The organism is Candidatus Eisenbacteria bacterium, from assembly GCA_016235265.1.
Lineage (GTDB): Bacteria > Eisenbacteria > RBG-16-71-46 > RBG-16-71-46 > JACRLI01 > JACRLI01.
This window is the reverse complement of sequence record JACRLI010000014.1, coordinates 265942-286593: the sequence shown is the minus strand read 5'-3', so window position 1 is coordinate 286593 and position 20652 is coordinate 265942. Positions and strand designations below refer to the sequence as shown.

Sequence of the window (20652 nt, the reverse complement as noted above, 5' to 3'; positions counted from 1 at the left end):
TGCGATCTCCGCTCGAACGGGAAACTCCACTTTCACCTTCCGCCAGTAGGGGCAGCTGCCGGCTTCGGCTTCAGGAACCGCCCGTACCAGTCCAGCCAGCGGCGCAGCCGGTCCTGGATGTAGCTGGGCCGGCGGAACCCGTGGTTCTGCCCCGGGTAGATCACCATCTGCGTCTCGCGGCCAAGGCTCTTCAGGGCCTGGTACATCTGCTCGGTGTTGAGCAGCGGCACGTTGAAGTCCTGCTGCCCGCACATGAACAGGGTGGGCGTGACGATGCGGTCGGCGTGCAGAAACGGCGACGAGACCCGGAGGTACTTGTCGGCGGCGGTCCACGGCGGCCCCAGTTCGCTCTCGTACTCGCGCACGTACATGTCGGTGCCGTATCCGGCCAGGATGTTGGAGATGCTGGCACCGCTCACCGCCGCCTTGAAGCGCCTGTCCTGGGCGATCACGTAGTTGGTGAGCATGCCGCCGTAGCTCCATCCGCCCAGCCCGAGGCGGTCGGGGTCGGCCACGCCGAGCGCCACCGCGTAGTCCACGGCCGCGAGCACGTCCTGCGCGTCCTTGTTGCCCCAGTCGGCGTAGATTGCGGTGGAGAACTTCTGGCCCCGTCCGGAACTGCCGCGCGGGTTGGCGGCCACGACCGCGTACCCGTTGGCGGCCAGCAGCTGCCAGGTGCACTCCTCGCCGGAGGCGAACTCATCCTGGAACTGCCCGACCGGCCCGCCGTGGATGCGCAGGATGGTCGGGTGGCGCGCGCCCTCGCGATAGTCGGCGGGCTTCACCAGGAAGCCGTGGATCTCGGTCCCGTCGCGGCTCTTGAAGGTGATCTTCTCGGCAGGGCTCAGCTTCAGCGCGGCCATGAGCGAGTCGTTCTGGTGCGACAGCTGGCGCGCGGCTCCCCCCTCCAGCGCGTACACCTCGCGCGGCGCGCCGGGCGTGCCGAGGATCAGCGCCGCCCGCCCGGAGGCGCCCACGTCGAAAGTCCCCACCACGCCTGCCCCGCGCAGCACGGGCTCGGGGGCTCCTCCCGCGGCGGGCACGCGCGCGAGGAAGGCGGAGCGATCCTCCTCGACCTGCACGTACAGGTACTTCCCGTCCGGGGACCAGGCGGGATCGGCCGTCCACTGGTCGAGACCGGGCGTGAGCACGCGCGCGCCGCCGCCCGCGGCAGGCACCACGGCGGGACGGGTCAGCGCGTAGTAGATCAGCTTCGGCGGACCGCCCTGAAGGAACGCAATCTGGCTGCCGTCGGGGCTCCACGCGATGCGGTTCTCGCCTCCGGGGTTGTTGACGATGCCCTCGAAGCGCGTGACCTGCCGCGGCTGCGCGCCCGCGCGCGCCTCGACCACGAAGATCTCCCAGCTGCTGGTGCGATCCGCGTCGGGGCCCTGCTTGCTCAGGAACGCGATTGACCTTCCGTCCGGCGACCACGCCGGCTGCAGGTCGTCGTGCTCGCCGGAGGTGAGCTGCTCCGCCTTGCGCGTGGCGAGGTCGAACAGGAACAGGTGCGTGCGCTTGCGCGTCACGTAGCCGGTGACGTCCTCCTTGAAGTAGAAGCGGTCGATGAGGATCGGCGGCGGAGTCTTGTCCTTCTCCGCCGCGCCGAGGGTGGACACGGAGTCGGTGTCGCTCACGGCGAGCACGAAACGCGATCCGTCGGGCGACCACGCGAAGTCCGAAACTCCCTGCTTGAGCTCGGTGAGCTTCGCGGCCTCCCCCCCGGCCAGGGGCAGCAGCCACACCTGGTCGGACTCGTTCTCGTCGCCGCGGCTGGAGAGGAACGCCAGGTGCCTGCCGTCGGGGCTAAAGCGCGGAGCCGAAGCGGACTCCTTCGCGCGCCGGGTGAGTTGCAGCGTGGTGGCACCGTCCCAGCTGGTCATCCACACATCGGTCTGGCGCTTGTCCGCCTTGAGGTCCTGGGTGGTGACGGTGTAGGCCACCCACCTGCCGTCGGGGGAAACGCGGGGGTCCTTCACGTCGCGGAAGCGGGTCACGTCCTCGACGGTGATGAGGCGGCGGGCTGGGGCGGGTGCCGCCGCGGCGGGTGGCGCCGGGGCGGGCGCGGACGTCGCGGGCGCGACAGGAGCGCGGGTCTCCGCGGCCAACGCCTGTGCGGCCCAGGCGGCGAACAGCACGGTCACTGCGAGACTGCCGGCGCGCGGGAGTCGCGGCATGAATCCTCCTCGAAGGGGGGCGCGGCGCGCCCGTGGATGCTCCCGGCGCGGCCGGGCCTATGGAGTGGAGACTGCGGCCCGGATCGCGGCGATGGCCGCCGCAGGGTCCGGCGCGCGGAACACGCTGTGGCCCGCGACCAGCGCGTCGGCGCCGGCGCGGGTCACCGCGGCGGTGGTCTGCGGCCCGATGCCGCCGTCCACCTCGAGGTCGAAGTTGAGGCCGTGCTTCACGCGCGCCGCGTGGGCGGCGGCGATCCTGGGCAGCATGTCCTCGCGGAACGCCTGGCCGCCGAAGCCCGGCTCCACCGTCATCAGCAGCAGCAGGTCGATGTCGGCGAGGAACGGCTCGGCCAGTTCCAGCGGGGTGCCCGGCTTCACGGATACGCCGGCGCGCAGACCCAGCGCGCGGATCTCGCGCAGCGTCTCGGCGGTGCGGCCCACCTCCACGTGAATGGTGAGCCCGCCGGCGCCGGCCCTCGCGAACGGCTCGGCGAAGCGCCACGGCTCGGTGACCATCAGGTGGGTATCCAGGTACAGCGGGGTGAGCGACTTCAGCGCGGCCACCAGGCCGGGGCCGAAGGTGAGGTTGGGAACGAAGTGGCCGTCCATGATGTCCACGTGCAGCCAGTCGGCGCCGGCGGCCTGGATCATCCGCACCTGTTCGCCGAAGCGCGCGTAGTCGGCGGAGAGCACCGAGGGCGCGACGCGCACGGGCCGGGGACGGAAACTCACCGCGCGGCCCTGCCGGTGCCCAGTGTCACCAGGTCGCCCGCGCGCACCATGCTGCCCGGAGCCGGGTTCTGCGAGGTGACCGCGCCGGCCATGGCGGCGTCGCGCCCGGCCAGCGTGTAGCGCACACCCGCGCGCTGCAGCGCGGCGGTGACCTCGCGCACCGGCGAGCCCACCCAGTCGGGCGCCAGGAAGCGCGGGGTTTCTGGGCCCAGGCTCATCAGCAGGTGCACCGGGCGGTCCTGCGGGATGGGCGCGTCGGGGCCGGGGTCGGTGGCCACCACGCGGTCCACCGGCACATCATTGGAGTACACGCGCGCCACTGAGCCGGGCTGCAGGCCCAGGCGGCCCAGCGTGACCTGCGCCTCGCGGAAGTCCTGCCCGCGCAGCGGCGGGATGGTGGCTTTCTCCTCGCCCAGGCTCACCACGACCTCCACCGCGCGCCCGCGACGGGCCGTCACGCCCGGCGGGGGATCCTGGCTCAACACGCAGCCGCGCGGCACGGCGGCGTCGAACTGCTGCGAGCGCACGTGCAGCGCGAACCCGCCCTCGCGCGCGGCCCGCTCGGCCTGCTGTTGCGACATGGAGCCGAGGTCCGGCACGCGCACGTCCTGGCCGCGGTGCACCAGGCGCGGCATCACCACCCAGTCGAAGATCGCCACGCCCGCGGCGAACGCCACCACCCCCAAGGCCAGCACCATCACCGGCCCCGGGATCTTCCAACGCATCTTCACGCGCGCACCATCCTTGCCGCGAACGCCCCGTCCATGTCGTCCTGCCCGGGCAGCACCCGGTAGCAGCCGTCCACCGTGTACGCCGCGCCCACCCGCGGCGAGGCGTCGTCGAGCCGGAACTCCGGGTGCGCGGCGAGGAAGCCGCCCACCAGGTCGGTGGTCTCCTCCGGCTCGAAACTGCACACACTATAGACGAGCACGCCACCCGGCCCCAAGAGCCCCGCGGCGGAGTCCACCAGGCTGCGCTGCAGGGGCGGAAGCGAGGCCAGCAGCGCGGGCTCCTTGCGCCAGCGGGCGTCGGCGCGGCGGGCCAGCACCCCCAGCCCGGAGCACGGGGCGTCCACCAGCACGCCGTCGAAGCGCGACGGCGCGCGGAACGGCGGGCGGGCGCCGTCGGCGGCCACGTAGGAAAGCCCCGGCGTGCCCAGGCGCGCGGCGTTTTCGCGGGCGCGGCGCAGGCGGGACGGATGCAGGTCGCAGCCCACCACGGCACCCTCATCTCCCATGCCCTCGGCCAGCCCGGTCTGCTTGCCGCCGGGGGCGCAGCACAGGTCCAGCCAGCGCTGCCCCGCGCGCGCGCCGCACAGGCGCACCACCAGGAACTCCGAGGGGTCCTGCGCCGTGCCCAGGCCGGCGACGAACGCCTCCGAGTCGGGCGGCGCGAACCGCTCGTCCACGCGCACCAGGCCGGTGGGCCCATGCACGTCGTGGGCCACACCCTCGACCTCCAGCCGCGCGCGAAGCGCCGCCAGGCCGCCGCGCATCGGGTTGGGGCGCAGGAACGTGGGTCGCTCGCGCAGGTTGGAATCCAGCACCCGCATCGTGGCGTCGCGCCCCAGCCGGGCCATCCAGCGCTCCACCATCCACTCCGGGTGCGAAGTCCGCGCCGCCACCGACGCGGGATCGTCGCCCTGCGGCAACAGCGAGCGCAGGTCCTCCGTGTCGCACAGCCGGCGCAGCACGGCGTTGGTGAGGCCCACGGTGCCGGGGTGGCCGTACTTGGTGGCCAGCCGCACGGTCTCGTCCACTACCATGGGGCGCGGGATGTCGGAGTCCAGGAGCTGGTAGACACCCAGCCGCAGGATCTGGCGCATCAGCACCGGCAGGCCGGCCAGCCGCTCGTGCAGGCGCGAGGCCAGCAGGTAGTCAATCTCGCCGCGGCGGCGCAGCACGCCCTTCACCAGGCGCGTGACACGCCCGCGCGCGGCCGGCGGCAGGTCGCGCTCGCGGAACGCGGTGGCGAGGAGCTTGTCGCTGAAGGCGCTGCGGGTCTCGATGGAAGCGAGCAGCCGGGCCGCCAGGTCGCGCGGCTCGGCGGAGCCGCCAGGCACGCCCGCTCCCCGCCCGGTCGCTCCCGGGGGTCCGGGGCGCCCGCGGGGCGCGCGCGGGGCGGGCCCGCCGGGACGGCCCGGTCCGCGCGGACCCCGCGCGGGTGGGCCCGCGGGGCGGCCGCTGCCGCGGGGCCGGCCGCCGCGCGGTGGCGTCACGAAGCGTCCCCGCGCGGGGCGGATGCGGACGATGCCCCCGGCCCTGCGCCGCTGCCGGGACCACCTGCTCCCGCCGGCGGCACGCCGGATGCCAGCAGGCCGCCCGGGCCAACCCCGCGCCCACGCGCCCACGCGTCGGCGGGCATGGCCCGCTTGCCGTCGGGCTGCACCTCGACCAGTTCCAGAGCGCCCTCCCCCGCGGCCACGACCACGCGGCCCGCGCCCACGCGCAGCACCGTGCCCGGACGCGGCGTGTCGCCCGCGACGGAAGTACCGCCTGCGTGCGGCGCGTCGCCCGGCGCCGCGGCAACTCCGGCCACGGCCGCGCGGCGCACGCGCACCGCGCCCTCGCCCATGCGGAAGCGCAGCCCCGGCCACGGGTCGAACGCCCGCGCGGCGCGCTCCAGCCACGCCGCGGAGCGCGTCCAGTCCAGCCGGCCGTCGTCCTTGCCGAAGCGCGGCGCGAGCGTGGCCGCGGCGGGGTCCTGCGTCTCGCGCGGCGCGGAGCCCGCCTCCACCTCGCGCAGGGTGCGCACCAGCAGTTCCGCGCCGCGGCGGGCCAGTTCCTCCGTGAGCGTGCCGGTGGTGGCGTCGGGAGGCATCGGGAAGGCGTCGCGGTGGATCACCTGCCCGGTGTCCACGCCCGCGTCGATCCACTGCGTGGTCACGCCTGCCTGGGCGTCCCCGGAGAGGATCTGCCAGGCGATGGGCGACACCCCGCGCCAGCGCGGCAGCAGCGAGGCGTGCACGTTGATGCAGCCCAGCCGCGGCAGCCGCAGCGCGGCCTCCTTGAGGATCACGCCGTAGGCCACGATGGCGAACACGTCGGGCTGCAGCCCGCGGAGCTGCTCGAGGAAGGCCGGGTCGTGGAAGGGGCGTGGCGTGGCCACCGGCAGGCCCAGGCGCTCGGCGCAGGCGCGCACGTCGGAGGGCTGCAGCTTGAGGCCCCGTCCGCGCGGCTGGTCCTGCCGCGTGACCACCAGCAGCGGCGGCATGCCGGCGCCGACCAGCGCCTCGAGCGAGGCAGCGGCGAACGCGGGGGTTCCGAGAAAGACCGTCTTCAGCGCCATGGCCGCATTGTAGGACAAAGGGGCCGGCCGAACGAGCGGCCGGCCCCCCGAAACGGATGGCTGCGGCGGTTCAGGGCGAGACCTTGAAGATCACGGGCCGGTCGAACGAGCGGTTCATGGCCTTCTGCGCCTCCAGGAAGGCATCCAGCTGGGCCGCGGGCAGCACCGCCTCCGCCACGGTCGAAGTGCGCTCGATCACCAGCCGCCCCCCCTCCACCGTGCGGTGCTCGCTCCAGCGCAGGCAGGCGCCGGCTCCGGAAGTCGTGTCCACCGGCACGGAGGCGACCCAGCTTCCGGGGAGCGCCAGCGTCATGCGCTCGACATGCGTTCCGTAGAGCCGGTGCAGACTGCGCGCCGTGGTGCGCGGAGCGGTCTCCAGTTCCGGCTGCAGGCGCGCAGGCAACCGCAGCCAGCGCACGTCGGCCTGGCTGTCCAGGAGGTCCCGCGCCCGGAATTTCGAGATCATTGTCGCGGTGTCGCCCTGGTCCTCGAAGCCCTCTCCGTGCAGGTCCAGGATCTCGGATGCGAACAAGACCTGGGACGCCATCGCCTGCATGACCTCGGAGGCGGCCTTCATGCTCGCTCCCCGAAGTTGGGCGCGCCACTGGTCGGCGTCCTCGCCGAGGTGACGGATGCGCATCTCGCCGGTCACGGTGCCACCCGAGTCCACTTCGCCACGAATCAGCATGATCTTGCCGCGTCCTTCCGCGGCGCTCACGGGCACCCGTGCATCAACCGGGGCTCCCGCGGGTCCCACCACCATCGCATCGAGCCCCTGCAGCGTGGGCTCGATGCGGCGCGTGGCGACGGTGACGGAAGATGGATTGAGCCACACCTCGGGCTTGCTGCAGGGGGCCACCACCAGGCAGCGCGCCATCTCGGGGCTCGCCGAAGGCGGGCGCCGCCACAGGCGGGCGGGATTCACCAGGGCGATGCCGGGGTCCTGGCCCAGCTCACGCAACAGGGCGCTCAGCAGCACCAGCCGTCCGTAGGGGCCGGCAGTGCCACGGCGCAAGACCGATTCCGGTGTGAGGCGCGCCAGCGAATCCGGCCAGGCGAACTCGTTCTCCTGGGGCGCAAGCCGGCGCACCACGTACTCGCGGGCCGCGTCCACCCGGGCCTTCGCGCCCTGGTGTTCCTTGCGGATGCCGGCAGCCAGCTTCTTCAGGCGCGCCCCTGCGGGGGCCTTGAGCCAATTCCGGCACTGCGCGGCCAGCCAGTCGGGATCCGGATTGGCATCCACCAACACCACCGGGGCGCCCTCGAGCGGGGCGACCGCTTCATCCTCGGCCGCCAGGGGCGCGAGACCCGTGGCGATCCACTCCCGGGTGATTGATCCTGCCTGGGTGCCGACCCGCGGTTCCCCCAGTCCGAGCGCCCGGAATCCCGCGGGCTTATCCACCGGGCTGCGGATCCAGAAACGGATCTGCCGCACCGGGTACAGACTGCGAAGCAGAACCGCGGACGTGAACGGCAGCCGGACCCCGTTGCGGATCGCCGGCCGCGCGACCCGGGTGGAGATGAACAGGAGGTCACCAGGCTGCACCCCGGCGAAGATTACCTCGCCGCTTCGGTTCACCTGCCCGAACTCACGCGAGCCGTTGTCGTGCAGCACGAACGCGGTGACCTGACCGCCAGAACCCCTCGGGATGCCGGGCAGCTGGCGGAGCGCCTCGGCCCCGGAACGGCTCTTCACCAGGTACACGCGCGTGGAGAGGAACGCCACCACGCCGTCGGGATAGAAGGACACGCCGCCGTCGTCCATCACCACTTCGGCCGTGGTGTCGGAGGTGGCCGGGGTGCGGCCCTCCGAAGAGAGCGCGCGGGCGGTGTCGGCCTGGGGCAGGCTCTCCCATGCCACCTTCGGCGGGGCGGCCATGGCGCGCATCATGCCCGCCATCCCCTTGGCGCCGGCGCCGTGCGGGGAGCCGGACATGCCCGAACCGTGCGGCGAGCCGGACGTGCGCGCCCCTCCGGGCATGCTCATGGATCCGTGCGGGCTCGCGCTCGCGGGCGGGGAGCCGTGCCCGGGCGCCAGCGGGGAATTCGGGGCGGCCGCGGCCGAGTCCGGCGCGGGCGCGGCGAGCGCGGGCGCCGCCAGGGTCAGCGTCAGCAGGGCAACGACGGGCCAGCAGCGTCTCGGGCGCACTTGGTTCCTCCTGTTGCAGGTGCTTGGGCGTTCGGAGCGCGGGAAGCTACTCATCATCCTCGCGGGACTCGCCGGCGGCCCCGCGGCGCCGGATGTCCTCCAGCTTGCCGCGGAGCAGGCTTCTTTTCACCGTGGAGATGCGGTCGATGTAGAGCACGCCGTCGAGGTGGTCAATCTCGTGCAGCAGGGCGCGGGACAGGTACCCCTCCCCGTCCACCTCCACCGGCTTCCCGTCCAGCCCCATGGCGCGGACCTTCACGGTCTTCGCGCGCTTCACTTCGAAGTACAGCCCGGGGAAGCTGAGACAGCCCTCCTCGCCGACCTGCTGCCCGGAGGTGGCGACCACTTCCGGGTTGACGAGCGCGGCGCGGAAGGGCGGTTCCCCCTCCTTGCCGGTGGGCACGCTCACCACAATGAGGCGTTCCAGGGCGCCCACCTGGGTGGCCGCCAGGCCGACACCGCGCGCGGCGTCCATGGTCTCGAACATGTCGGCGGCCAGGCGGGCCAGGTTCTCGCTGGGGCCGGGGGCCTTCTCGGCCCGGGCCTTCAGCACCGGGTCGCCGTAAAGGCGAATCGGCAGTCGTGCCACGTGCGGGCCCCTACTTGCCGGGCTTGATGACCTGGACAACGGCGCTCTTCAGGAAGTCGAGACGCGTGTCGGCCACCTGGATGACCACGGTGTCCTCGTTGTCGCGCACCGCCCACACCGTGCCCACCATCCCGCCGGAGGTCACCACCTTGTCGCCCTTGGCCATGCCGCCGATCATCTCGGCGAGCTTCTTCTGGCGCTGCTGCTGCGGACGGATGAGCACGAAGTAGAACACCACGAAGATCAGGAACAGCGGCGCCAGGTTGATCAGCTGGGCCTGCCAGCCGGACATCTGCGGGCCTCCCGGCGCGGCGGCGAGGAGCGGGAGGAAGGACATGAAACCTCCTTGAAACCATTGAAGTTGCGGGTCGGATAGGGGCGGGCAATCGGCGCGCGCCTGGCTCCCTGGAACCCCCCGGGCACCACCCGTGGAGCGCGCGGGACACACGGATCGGAAGCTATCGGCTTTGCGCGGGGGTGTCAATGTGGCGCCGACACGGAGGTTGCGGCAGGGAGAGTGCGGCTTCCGGAAGATCCGGGACAGGCCCCGGTGTCGCGACAGCAACGCCCGAAAGCGTTCCAAGTGCGCGCTGCGCTGGATCATCACCTGGGGCATACGTTGTACGGGTGGATCGAGCTGCGCCTGTGTCCGCGAGGCCCCCAGCTCGCAGCCTGGCTGCTGATGCCCCCGTGCTGAATCCCAGCGGCTTGGGGTGGTGAGTCCGGTGGACCGGCTTTATACTGACCGGGCCTGGACGTTTCGTGCTGCCTACCGCGGGGGGAGTCGGGGAGCGTGCATGCAAGGTCAGTTTTCCAGAGGGCTTGCACCGGAGGGTAGCGGGAGCGACTAGATTGGACGGGGCTGCCGAACTGCTGATCCATGGCGGTCGAATTCTCGTTAAGAGGCGCGGAGCGACGGAGAGAGAGACCGGATGGCAAGTAAACGCAAAGAGCCAGACCCTCCCGGACGCCCGGATGTTGACTCTGCCACGGGAATCCGCCTCCTGGAGGAGCAACTCGGGAAGGGACGCGAACTCCTGCAATCGCGTCCCCTCAGTAGTGATTCCCACGGGCAGTGGGAGCTGGTGACCCGGAATTACCTTGAGAAGGCGTTCGGTCGCAACTCGCCAAACGTGAGCAGCGTGACGGATGTGGGAAAGTACGGGGATTTCCCGATGGGGGCAGGTGAAGGATGGTGGGAGAGCCACCGGGCGGAAAGCCTCCAAACGCAGCTTGCCCGTCTTGATGGTTTGCTTGAGCTGCTCAGGACGGAGCAGCAACTCCAAGGGGCCGGCACTGTTTCCGGCGTATTGGCGAACGCCCCAAAGGGCCACCGGATCTTCCTGGTGCACGGTCACGACGAGGCGGCAATCCAGAGCGTGGCGCGCTTCCTTGAGAAGCTGGATCAAGAGGTGATCTTGCTTCGTGAGCAGCCCAATTGCGGCCGGACTATTATCGAGAAGTTCGAAGACTACAGCGACGTAGGGTTCGCAGTCGTGCTTCTCACCGGCGACGATCGCGGCGGCTTGGCGACTGCATCGAATGACGAGCTGCACCTTCGTGCGCGACAGAACGTGATCCTTGAACTCGGGTTCTTCCTTGGCCGGCTTGGACGGTCCCGCGTGTGCGCCCTGTTTGTGGAGGGCATTGAGGTGCTTTCCGACTACTCGGGAGTACTCTACGTCAAGCTTGATATGGAGGGCGGCTGGCGGTTGAAGTTGGCCAAGGAGCTGAAGGCCGCTGGGCTATCTGTGGATATGAACAAGGCGTTGTGAGAACAGAGCATGCTAACAATAGCATGCAGCTGACGGCGCTCCGCGCCGCCGCTGATGCCGAGCGTTAGACAGTCCGAATGACGACGCAGCCACCAACAGCGAGGACGGAGAGCGAACTCAGTGAACCATAGCGAGATCGTCAGCTTCCTCTGGGGCGTTGCGGACCTGATCCGCGACACCTTTAAGCGCGGCAAGTACCAGGACGTGATCCTGCCACTGACCGTCCTGCGCCGCCTCGACTGCGTGCTCGCTCCTACCAAGGGCAAGGTCCTCGGCAAGCAAGCCGAGCTGCGGGGCAAGAAGCTCGAGAATCTCGATCCACAGCTGCGGAAGATAGCGGGCTTCGCGTTCTACAACACCTCCCGCTACGACTTCGAGAAGCTGCTGGCCGACGCGCCGCACCTCGCCGCCAATCTTCGCAACTACATCGCCGGCTTCAGCCCGAACATGCGTGAGGTGTTGGAGAAGTTCGATTTCGACAACACGATCAGCAAGCTCGATGAGGCGGGGCTGCTCTTCCAGGTGCTCGAGCGCTTCAAGAACGTCGATCTCCATCCGGACAGAATTGACAACCCGACGATGGGCACGATCTTCGAGGAGCTGATCCGGAAGTTCAACGAAGCGCTGAACGAGAATCCGGGCGAGCACTTCACGCCGCGCGATGTTGTGCATCTGATGGTGGATCTGATGCTTGCCGGTGATGAGAAGGAAATCCAGGCCAAGAAGGCGATCCGCACCGTGTACGACCCGTGCTGCGGCTCAGGCGGCATGCTGATGATCACCAAGGAGCACATCACCGTCGGCCTGCGGAAGAACGGCGAGATCCTCCGGCCCGCGATGAACCCGGGTGCGGAGATCCATCTCTTCGGCCAGGAGGTGAATCCCGAAACCTGGGCTGTCTCGAAGTCCGATCTCTTCATGAAGGACCCGACCGGACGCGACGCCGACAACATCGCATACGGCAGCACTCTCTCCAACGACCGCCACTCCGGCCAGACGTTCGATTACCTGATCGCCAACCCGCCGTACGGCAAGGACTGGAAGCGCGACGAGGACGCCGTGCGTGCCGAGCACGAGCGCGGCGCCTCGGGCCGCTTCGGACCGGGGCTCCCGCGTATCAGCGACGGCCAGCTCCTGTTCCTGCTGCACATGTTGGCGCACGCAAGGGACCCGAAGGACGGCGGCTCGCGGATCGCCATCATCATGAACGGCTCGCCGCTGTTCACGGGCGATGCCGGCAGCGGCGAGAGCGAGATTCGCCGCTTCATCCTGGAGAACGACCTGCTGGAAGCGCTGATCGCACTCCCCGAGCAGCTCTTCTACAACACGGGCATCGCCACGTATGTGTGGGTGGTGACGAACCGCAAGGCGCCGGCGCGGAAGGGCAAGGTTCAGCTGATCGACGCCATCTCATTCTGGGTCCCGATGCGCAAGAGCCTCGGTGACAAGCGGCGCGAGATCCCCCTCGAACGCTCGCAGGACATCCTGAAGGTCCTGTCCGCCTTCAAGGATGGCGAGACGCGGAAAGTGGCGAAGGACGGCAAGGAAGAGGACGTCGTCGTCAGCCGCATCTTTCCAACCACCCACTTCGGCTTCCGCAAGATCACCGTCGAGCGCCCCCTGCGGCTCAGCTTCCAGGCGAGCGTTGAGCGCATCGCCCGCCTCGAGGAGGAGAAGGGCTTCCAGGCGCTGGCGCAGTCGAAGAAGAAGGGCGCTGCGGGGGCGAAGGAGCAGGTCGACGGGCGTGCGTTGCAGGGGGCGATCCGTAAGCTCGTGCGCGGGCTGCCCGGCACCCTCGTCAAGGACCGCGACGAGTTCGAGCGCCTGCTCGATGCCGCCGCGAAGAAAACCGGCGTGAAGCTCCCGGCGCCGGCGCGCAAGGCCATCCTCTCCGCGCTGTCCGAGCGCGACGAGTCCGCCGCCATCTGCCGGGACAAGGACAGCAACCCCGAGCCGGACCCGGAGCTGCGCGACACGGAGAGCGTGCCGCTCGCAGAGCGCGTCGAGGCGTTTCTCGAGCGGGAGGTCAAGCCCCACGTCCCCGACGCCTGGATCGACACGAGCAAGCGGGATGCGAGGGACGGCCAGGGCGGCCTCGTCGGCTACGAGATCAACTTCAATCGCTACTTCTACCGCTACACCCCGCCGCGCCCGATCGAGGAGATCGAGGGCGAGATCCGGGGGATCGAGCAGGAAATCCTGCGGATGCTGGCCGAGGTGACGGGCGCGGCCGCCCCTCGAGGCTGACACAAGATGTCGGCACTCACGGAGAGGCGCCGACATCTTGTGTTGACGAGAGCCGGGCCCATGACGCATATTGTCGTCATGTCACCTCGACGTGCCGACAAAACGGGTCAAGGAGCGGCTCGGGACCCGGTCGAACGACTCCGCAGTTCGGGGGTCGTCGGCTTTTTCCGTGCTGCCCAGCTCGAACACGCTGGCCTGACGCGGGACCACCTCCCAGCCCTGCTGCGCTCGAAGCTTGTCGAGCGGGTCGGACGTGGGCTCTACCGCCTGACGGGCGCCGAGCCGACCGAGGACTACTCCATCGCCATGGCCTGCGCGCGCGTGCCGAACAGCATCGTCTGCCTGCTCTCGGCACTGCGGATCCACGGCATCGGGACCCAGGCGCCGGCGGAAGTCTGGCTTGCCATCCCGCACAAGGCGCGCAAGCCCCTACTGCGCGAGCTGAAGCTGCGCACCGTGCGTTTCAGCGGCCCGGCCTGGAACTTCGGCGTGCAGGAGACGGCGTTCGAGGGAGTGCCGGCCCGAATCACCTCGCCCGCGCGCACCGTGGCCGACTGCTTCCGCTTCGAGCGGCTCGTCGGCCCGGAAGCGGCGATGGAGGCGCTCCAGGACGGCCTGCGCCAGCGCAAGGTGACCGTCGCCGAGCTGACGCGCGTCGTCGAGGTCCTTCCGTCGCGCCGCCTGAGCGCCGCCCTCGACGTGAGGTTGATATGAGCCCCGATGTCGCGGCCTCGGTCCGGGCGCGCCTGCTCGACCAAGCCAAGGCACGCGGTGAGGAGTTCGAGCGCACGCTCGCGCGCTTCGCCGGCGAGCGGCTGCTCTTCCGCCTCGGCGCCTGCGCGGCGCGAGATCGCTGCATCCTGAAGGGCGCCAGCCTGCTTGCGGTCTGGATGCCGGATCCCTACCGGGCGACCCGCGATGTCGACGTGCTGGCTTCATGCACCATGGACGACCCCGCGATCCTGTCGTTGATCGCGGAGATCTGCGCGGTGGCGTGTCCCGAGGACGGGCTCCGCTTCGATCTCTCCGAACTGGTCGTGGAGGCGATCCGGGCCGAGGAGGAGTACTCCGGCAAGCGCGCACGCTTTCGTGCGTTCTTGGGTCAGGCCCGCATCGCGGTCCAGCTCGACCTCGGCGTGGGCGACGCGATCGCCATCGCGCCGGAGGAGATCACCTATCCGACGATGCTTTCGTCGCTGCCGGCGCCTCGCCTGCGCGCCTATCCGCGCGAGCAGACGGTGGCGGAGAAGTTCGAGGCCATGGTCAAGCTCGACACGCGGAACAGCCGGATGAAGGACTTCCACGACGTCTGGGCCCTGGCCGGTGCCTTCGAGTTCGATGGGGCTGCGCTGCAGCACGCCGTCGCCGCCTGCTTCGAGCGGCGACGCACGCCGTGGACGGAGGAGGCGCCGCGGGCTCTCACCACCGCCTTCTATCACCTGCCGGAACTCACGACTCGCTGGCGCAACTACCTCGCAGCGGGCGCCGTGCTGATTCCACCTCCGGTGCGGTTCGGCGCCATCGGCGAGCGGATCACGAGCTTCCTCGGTCCGCTTCGGGACAGCATCGTCGCGACCGAGCCGTTCGCGCAGACCTGGCTGCCGAGCGGCCCGTGGAATCCGAGCGAGGAACGCTCGCGATGAAGCGCGAATCCAGGCTGCTCTTCGCGAAGGCGGTCGACTCGCTCGTGCTCAGCATCGAGCATTACAACCGGCCCTGGGACCGGGGCCGCGTCGATGCCGTCTTGATCCTGCTGGATCACGCGTTCGAGATGCTGCTCAAGGCTTCGATCCTGCATCGGGGAGGAGCGATCCGGAAGCCGCGGGAGAAGCAGACGATCGGATTCGACGAGTGCCTGCGAAAGGCGCTTAGCGACGGCTCGGTCCGGTTCTTGAGCCAGGAGCAGGTCCTTCAGCTACAGGCGATCAACACGCTGCGCGACGCCGCCCAGCACCACCTGGTCGACCTCTCGGAACAGCACCTCTACATCCACGCCCAGGCCGGGCTGACGTTGTTTCGCGATGTCGTCCGAGCGGTGTTCGATCAGGATCTCAAGGTCCATCTTCCGCCTCGCGTCCTGCCGCTCTCGACCACGCCGCCGACCGATCTCGCGACCCTCTTCGAGCAGGAGGCCAGGGAGGTGCAGCGGCTCCTCACGCCCGGCAAGCGACGGAAGGTCGAGGCTGCCGCCAAACTCCGGGCGCTCGCGATCGTCGACGGCGCCATGCGGGGCGACCGCATCCAGCCGACCGATGGCGAGCTGCGCAAGCTCGGCGATTCGATCAGCAAGGGCTCGCAGTGGAGTGATGTCTTCCCCGGCGTCGCCGCGATCGAGCTCACCGCCACAGGGGCCGGCCCGTCCCTCGACCTGCGGATCGCGAAGAAGGAAGGGATTCCGATCCAGCTCGTGCCCGAAGGCACGCCCGGAGCCAGCGTCGTGGCGGTTCACAAGGTGGACTCGCTCGGCTTCTACAACCTCGGCCGGGATCAGGTGGCGGAGCACCTTGGGCTGTCGGGACCCAAGACCACGGCGCTGATCCGCCATCTGAAGATCAAGGACGATGCGGATTGCTATCGCCGCATCACGATCGGCAAGGCATGCTTCGATCGCTACTCGCAGAAGGCGATCGAACGGCTGCGCGAAGCAATGAAAGAGTTGGACATGGATCAGGTCTGGACCGATTACCAGAGCGGACAGCGCCGGAGGGTAACGGCATGAAGGAATCCGTGCAGCCGCTGCCGCCCGCGCGCCCGCGCTTCAAGCCGTACCCGGCCTACAAGGACTCCGGCGTCGAGTGGCTGGGGGAGATTCCGGCGCATTGGGAGGTGAAGCGGCTGAAGCATCTGGCCACGCTGAACCCGGAGTCGCTCATGGAGGACACCGATCCCGGGCGCGAGATGGTCTACGTGGACATCGGAGGCGTTAACAGCCTCGGGCGAATCGTCGAACAGGAACAACTCGCGTTCTCCTCGGCTCCATCCCGTGCCCGAAGACTCGTGCGCGACGGCGACGTGGTCGTGTCGACCGTGCGCACGTACCTCCGCGCAATCGCCCCGATCCGCAATCCAGAACCTGGCATGGTTGTCTCGACAGGCTTCGCTGTCGTCCGGCCCGTGGACGATCTGACGACCGACTACGCCGCGTATGCCCTGCGAGCTCCGTACTTCGTCGAGCGCGTCGTGGCGAACTCCAAGGGCGTGAGCTTTCCCGCTATCAACGAAAGCGAGATGGCGACGTACGAGCTGGCGAGCCCCCCCATCCCCGAGCAACGCGCCATCGCCGCCTTCCTCGACCGGGAGACGGCGCGGATCGATGCGCTGGTAGCGAAGAAGGAGCGGCTAATCGCGCTGCTACAGGAGCAGCGCACCGCCCTCATCACGCGCGCCGTCACCAATGGCCTCGACCCGTGTGTCCCGACGAAGGACTCCGGTGTCGAGTGGCTGGGAGAGATTCCCGCGCATTGGGAGGTGAAGCCGCTTAAGAGAGAAGTACGTTTCCTGGAAGGCCCGGGGATCATGGCGTCTGATTTCACGAACGATGGTATTCCGTTGCTTCGGATTGCTGGCATCGGCGGACGAAGGGCAAGTCTCAGTGGCTGCAACTACCTTTCACCCGACTTGGTCCATCGGAGGTGGGATCACTTCTGCGTTCGGATCGGCGATCTTCTGATTAGCGGAAGCGCCTCGACTGGCTTCTGCTCTGAGGTGGACGTGGAAACTCAAGGTGCCGTTCCCTACACAGGCATCATCATCATGCGACCACGCGCCGGCACGATGGTGAGGACTTTTCTTCGGTGGTTCCTTCTTTCTGGAGCTTTTCTCACACAGACAGAGCTTGCTCGCTGCGGGAGTGCGATTCAGCACTTCGGTCCCTCACACCTGTCGCGAATGCACATGATGGTGCCGCCCCATTCGGAGCAAGTCGCCATTGCAGTTGTCCTTGATCGGGAGACGGCGCGAATCGACGCCCTGGTCGCAAAAGTCCGCGATGCCATCGACCGCCTCCAGGAACTCCGCGCCGCGCTCATCTCAGCCGCCGTGACGGGCAGGATCGACGTGCGGAAGGAGGTCGCATGATCCCCGAGATCTCCGAACGCTCCTTCGAGGAGGCGATTGAGTGCGCCCTGCTCCAGCACGGCCCGGACGCATGCTCGGGGGAAACTACCGCCGTGCGCGAGACGCCGCCGCCATTTGGTGACAGACCGCCGGGCGGCTACCGCAAGCGCAAGCCGGAGCACTACGACCGCACGCTCTGCCTCCTGCCACGCGACGTGCTGGACTTCGTCCTAGCCACGCAACCCAAGGAGTGGAAGAAGCTCGAGCAGCACCACGGCGCGGCCGCCCGGGAGCAGTTCTTGAAGCGCCTCGCCGCCGAGATCGAGCGCCGCGGGGCGCTCGACGTCCTGCGCAACGGCCTCAAGGATTCGGGCTGCAAGTTCCGCCTCGCCTACTTCCGTCCCGCGAGCGCGCTCAACGAGGAGACCCGGCGGCTGCACGCTGCGAACCTCTTCGCCGTGGTGCGCCAGGTCCACTACAGTACGAAGAACGAGAACAGCCTCGATCTGGTGCTGTTCCTGAACGGCATCCCGATCTTCACCGCCGAGCTCAAGAACCCCCTCAACAGCCAGGACGTCGAGGACGCGATCCGCCAGTACAAGACCGATCGCGATCCGCGCGAGCCGCTGCTCGCCTACGGCCGCTGTCTCGCGCACTTCGCGGTGGATCCCGACCTGGTCTACGTCACGACCCGGCTCGCCGGACCGAGGACGCGCTTCCTGCCCTTCAACCAGGGCAAGTTCGGCGGCGCTGGCAACCCGCCCGTGCCTCCCACCCGGAGCGGCTATGCGACCGCCTATCTCTGGGAGGAGACCTGGTCGCGCGACAGCGTGCTCGACCTCGTGCGCCAGTTCATCCACGAGGTCGAGGAAGAGGACGAGAAGGGGCGCAAGACCGGCCGGCACTTCCTGATCTTCCCGCGCTACCAGCAGCTTGACTGCGTACGCAAGCTCGTGACCGATGCACGCGCTCTGGGTGCCGGGCGACGTTACCTGATCCAGCACTCGGCCGGCAGCGGCAAGAGTTTCACCATTGCCTGGCTCGCCCATCAGCTCGCGACGCTGCACGACGCGGGCGACCGACGCGTCTTCGACTCGATCGTGGTCATCACCGACCGGCGCGTGCTCGACCGCCAGCTCCAGACTACGATGCGCCAGTTCGAGCAGACGCTCGGCGTGGTCGAAAACATCGACACGACCTCGCGCCAGCTCAAGGACGCGCTTGAGTCGGGGAAGACGATCATCGTCACCACGCTCCAGAAGTTCCCCGTGATCGCGAAGGAGATTGGCGAGCTGCCGGGCAAGCGCTTCGCCCTGATCGTCGACGAGGCGCACTCCTCGCAGTCGGGCGAGAGCACGAAGAGCCTCAAGGCCGTGCTCAGCTCGGGCTCGCTCGAAGAGGCGGAGATGGAAGAGGCGGAGGCGGCGACGCCCGAGGAGGAGCTGGAGAGCGCGATCCTGGCCGAGATGGAGAAGCGCGGGCGGCTTCCCAACCTCTCGACCTTCGCCTTCACGGCCACGCCGAAACCGAAGACGCTTGAACTATTCGGCACGAAGCGCCCCGACGGAAAGTTCGCGCCCTTCCACCTCTACAGCATGCGCCAGGCGATCGAGGAGGGATTCATCCTCGACGTGCTGGCGAACTATTCGACCTACAAGGCGTACTGGCGGCTGCTGAAGAAGGTCGAGGACGACCCGCGCTACGACAAGAAGAAGGCCGAGTACCTGCTCAAGTCGTTCGTCGAGCTGCACCCGCACGCGATCGGCGAGAAAGTCAGGATCTGCGTCGAGCACTTCGCCACCCAGGTGCAGGGCGAGATCGGTGGCAGGGCGAAGGCGATGATCGTCACCCGCTCTCGACTGCATGCAGTGCGTTACAGACTGGCGGCGGACAAGTACCTGGCCGAGCGCGGGTACCCGTTCAAGGCCCTGGTAGCGTTCTCGGGCACCGTGCAGGACGGCGGGCGGTCATACACTGAATCAGGCATGAATGGCTTTCCGGAGGCGCAGACGGCGAAGACATTCGAGCAACCCGAGCACCGGTTCCTGATCGTGGCCAACAAGTTCCAGACCGGGTTCGACCAACCGCTGCTGCATACGATGTATGTGGATAAGAAGCTCGGTGGCGTGAACGCCGTACAGACACTCTCGCGCCTCAACCGCACGCTGCCTCCCGAGAAGAAGGGCACGATGGTCCTCGACTTCGCCAACGAGTCGGACGAGATCAAGACCGCGTTCGAGCCCTACTACGAGACCACGCTGCTCTCGGAGGCGACCGACCCGAACCTCCTATACGAGATTCAGACGCGACTCGGTGCCTTCCCGGTCTACACCGAGGCCGATGTGAAGGCCTTCGCCAAGGTCTACTTCGACCCCAAGGCGACACAGGACCGGCTCTATTCGGTGCTCGCGCCCGTAGTCGAGCGCTTTGGGGCGCTCTCCGAGGAGGAGCGACATGACCTCCGCGGTCAGCTCACCGACTACGTGCGGCTCTACGCGTTTCTGGCCCAGGTCCTGACCTTTGCCGACGCCGACCTGGAGAAGCTCTACGTCTTCGCGCGGCACCTGCGGCGCCTCCTGCCCGCCGATCGCGCTGAGCTGCCCCGTGAGGTGCAGCAGAACATCGACATGGAGTCGTACCGGATCCAGCAGACCGGCAGCGGCAAGATCGCGCTTGAGCGCAGGCCCGGCGTGCTCGAACCCGTGAGCACCAAGCAGGGCCACGGCACCACGCCGGAGGAGCTGGAGACGCTCTCCCGCATTATCGCCGAGTTGAACGAGCGCTTCGGTCTGAACCTCGGCCCCGAGCATCGCGTCACTCTCGGGCAGATGATGGCAAAGCTCGACGACGACGCGGCGCTCGACGCCGCCGCGCGCGCCAACACCCGCGAAAACGTGCGGCTGACTTTCGATCAGAAGGTCGAGCACGTGATCCAGGAGATCGTCGACTCGAACTTCGATCTCTACAAGCGCATCACCGACGACCGCGCCTTCGGCGAGACCGTCAAGAACTTCCTCTTCGACCAGTACCTGCGCGCCCACCGTAACGCCGAGGAGCTGATCAAGCGCGGTGGGTCGAAGACGCTCGACTTCAAATCCACGCTCCGCTGGAACCTCCAGGAAGACCGGCAGGACGACACGGCTGTGACCCACGCCGTGCTGAAGACCATCGCCGCGTTCCTGAACACCGAAGGTGGCGACCTCTTGATCGGCGTCGCCGATGACGGATCCATCGTTGGGATCGAGAAGGACCGGCTCGAGAGCGACGACAAGTTCATGCGGCACCTCGCGCTGGCAGTCCGCAACGGCCTCGGCGATCGGGCCGGGACCTGCATCGATACGAAGACCCAGATGGTGCAGGGCAAGACCGTGTGCGTGGCCACCTGCCAGCGGAGCCCCGAGCCGGTATTCCTGAAGTGGAGTGGAATGGAATCGAGCAAGGACGGCGACTTCTTTGTGAGGAGCGGGCCGGGCACGGTGAAGCTCGTGGCAGGCAGCGCCGATGAGTACATCCGGACGCGTTTCGCCGGGGCCGGGAAGTTCACCGATGGACCATCGAAGGGGGCAGTCTAACAACTGCATGCAACCAAAGCATGCAACCAAGCTTGCTCCCTCCCCGCACCGGGTCTATGCTGAAGCG

At 68.7% G+C, this 20652-nt stretch carries 15 protein-coding genes; 7 read left to right on the top strand and 8 right to left on the bottom strand.

Annotated features, from left to right (window positions below):
• Positions 1–32: 32 nt before the first annotated feature.
• The 8 genes from HZB25_07770 to yajC form a co-directional block, all read right to left on the bottom strand.
• The gene (locus tag HZB25_07770) at positions 33–2177 is read right to left on the bottom strand and encodes a S9 family peptidase (GenBank protein MBI5837127.1); all 2145 of its coding nucleotides are present in this window, start codon (positions 2175–2177) and stop codon (positions 33–35) included.
• 57 nt (positions 2178–2234) lie between these two features.
• On the bottom strand, positions 2235–2888 hold the full coding sequence (rpe, locus tag HZB25_07765; GenBank protein MBI5837126.1) for a ribulose-phosphate 3-epimerase: 654 nt from the start codon (positions 2886–2888) through the stop codon (positions 2235–2237).
• Positions 2889–2905: 17 nt separating this feature from the next.
• Positions 2906–3640, bottom strand: coding sequence for a PASTA domain-containing protein (locus tag HZB25_07760; protein ID MBI5837125.1), 735 nt, complete (start codon positions 3638–3640; stop codon positions 2906–2908).
• Complete coding sequence (locus HZB25_07755; GenBank protein MBI5837124.1) at positions 3637–4971, bottom strand: methyltransferase domain-containing protein; 1335 nt, start codon at positions 4969–4971, stop codon at positions 3637–3639. The genes HZB25_07760 and HZB25_07755 overlap by 4 nt, the downstream gene beginning before the upstream one ends.
• A gap of 152 nt (positions 4972–5123) precedes the next feature.
• The gene (locus HZB25_07750; GenBank protein ID MBI5837123.1) at positions 5124–6197 is read right to left on the bottom strand and encodes a methionyl-tRNA formyltransferase; all 1074 of its coding nucleotides are present in this window, start codon (positions 6195–6197) and stop codon (positions 5124–5126) included.
• Positions 6198–6267: 70 nt separating this feature from the next.
• Positions 6268–8346, bottom strand: coding sequence for a hypothetical protein (locus HZB25_07745; protein MBI5837122.1), 2079 nt, complete (start codon positions 8344–8346; stop codon positions 6268–6270).
• A 46-nt stretch (positions 8347–8392) separates the two neighbouring features.
• Positions 8393–8935, bottom strand: a complete 543-nt coding sequence (gene def, locus HZB25_07740; protein MBI5837121.1) for a peptide deformylase — start codon at positions 8933–8935, stop codon at positions 8393–8395.
• Between the two features lie 10 nt (positions 8936–8945).
• Positions 8946–9272, bottom strand: coding sequence for a preprotein translocase subunit YajC (yajC, locus tag HZB25_07735; GenBank protein ID MBI5837120.1), 327 nt, complete (start codon positions 9270–9272; stop codon positions 8946–8948).
• Between the two features lie 595 nt (positions 9273–9867).
• Here yajC and HZB25_07730 point away from each other — a divergent pair.
• The 7 genes from HZB25_07730 to HZB25_07700 all read left to right on the top strand — a co-directional run bounded on the left by HZB25_07730 (position 9868) and on the right by HZB25_07700 (position 20585).
• Positions 9868–10710 (top strand): nucleotide-binding protein, encoded by an 843-nt coding sequence (locus HZB25_07730; protein MBI5837119.1) that lies wholly within the window; start codon positions 9868–9870, stop codon positions 10708–10710.
• A 120-nt stretch (positions 10711–10830) separates the two neighbouring features.
• Complete coding sequence (locus HZB25_07725; GenBank protein ID MBI5837118.1) at positions 10831–12957, top strand: SAM-dependent DNA methyltransferase; 2127 nt, start codon at positions 10831–10833, stop codon at positions 12955–12957.
• Positions 12958–13017: 60 nt separating this feature from the next.
• Positions 13018–13671 carry a type IV toxin-antitoxin system AbiEi family antitoxin domain-containing protein gene (locus HZB25_07720; GenBank protein ID MBI5837117.1) on the top strand — a complete coding sequence of 218 codons (654 nt, stop codon included), beginning with the start codon at positions 13018–13020 and terminating at the stop codon, positions 13669–13671.
• Positions 13668–14600, top strand: coding sequence for a nucleotidyl transferase AbiEii/AbiGii toxin family protein (locus tag HZB25_07715; GenBank protein ID MBI5837116.1), 933 nt, complete (start codon positions 13668–13670; stop codon positions 14598–14600). The genes HZB25_07720 and HZB25_07715 overlap by 4 nt, the downstream gene beginning before the upstream one ends.
• A complete protein-coding gene (locus tag HZB25_07710; GenBank protein MBI5837115.1) occupies positions 14597–15676 on the top strand; it encodes a hypothetical protein in 1080 nt (359 codons plus the stop codon). The genes HZB25_07715 and HZB25_07710 overlap by 4 nt, the downstream gene beginning before the upstream one ends.
• A complete protein-coding gene (locus tag HZB25_07705; GenBank protein MBI5837114.1) occupies positions 15673–17034 on the top strand; it encodes a restriction endonuclease subunit S in 1362 nt (453 codons plus the stop codon). The genes HZB25_07710 and HZB25_07705 overlap by 4 nt, the downstream gene beginning before the upstream one ends.
• Positions 17031–20585, top strand: a complete 3555-nt coding sequence (locus HZB25_07700) for a putative DNA binding domain-containing protein (protein ID MBI5837113.1) — start codon at positions 17031–17033, stop codon at positions 20583–20585. Before HZB25_07705 ends, HZB25_07700 begins: the two co-directional genes overlap by 4 nt.
• Positions 20586–20652 lie beyond the last annotated feature (67 nt).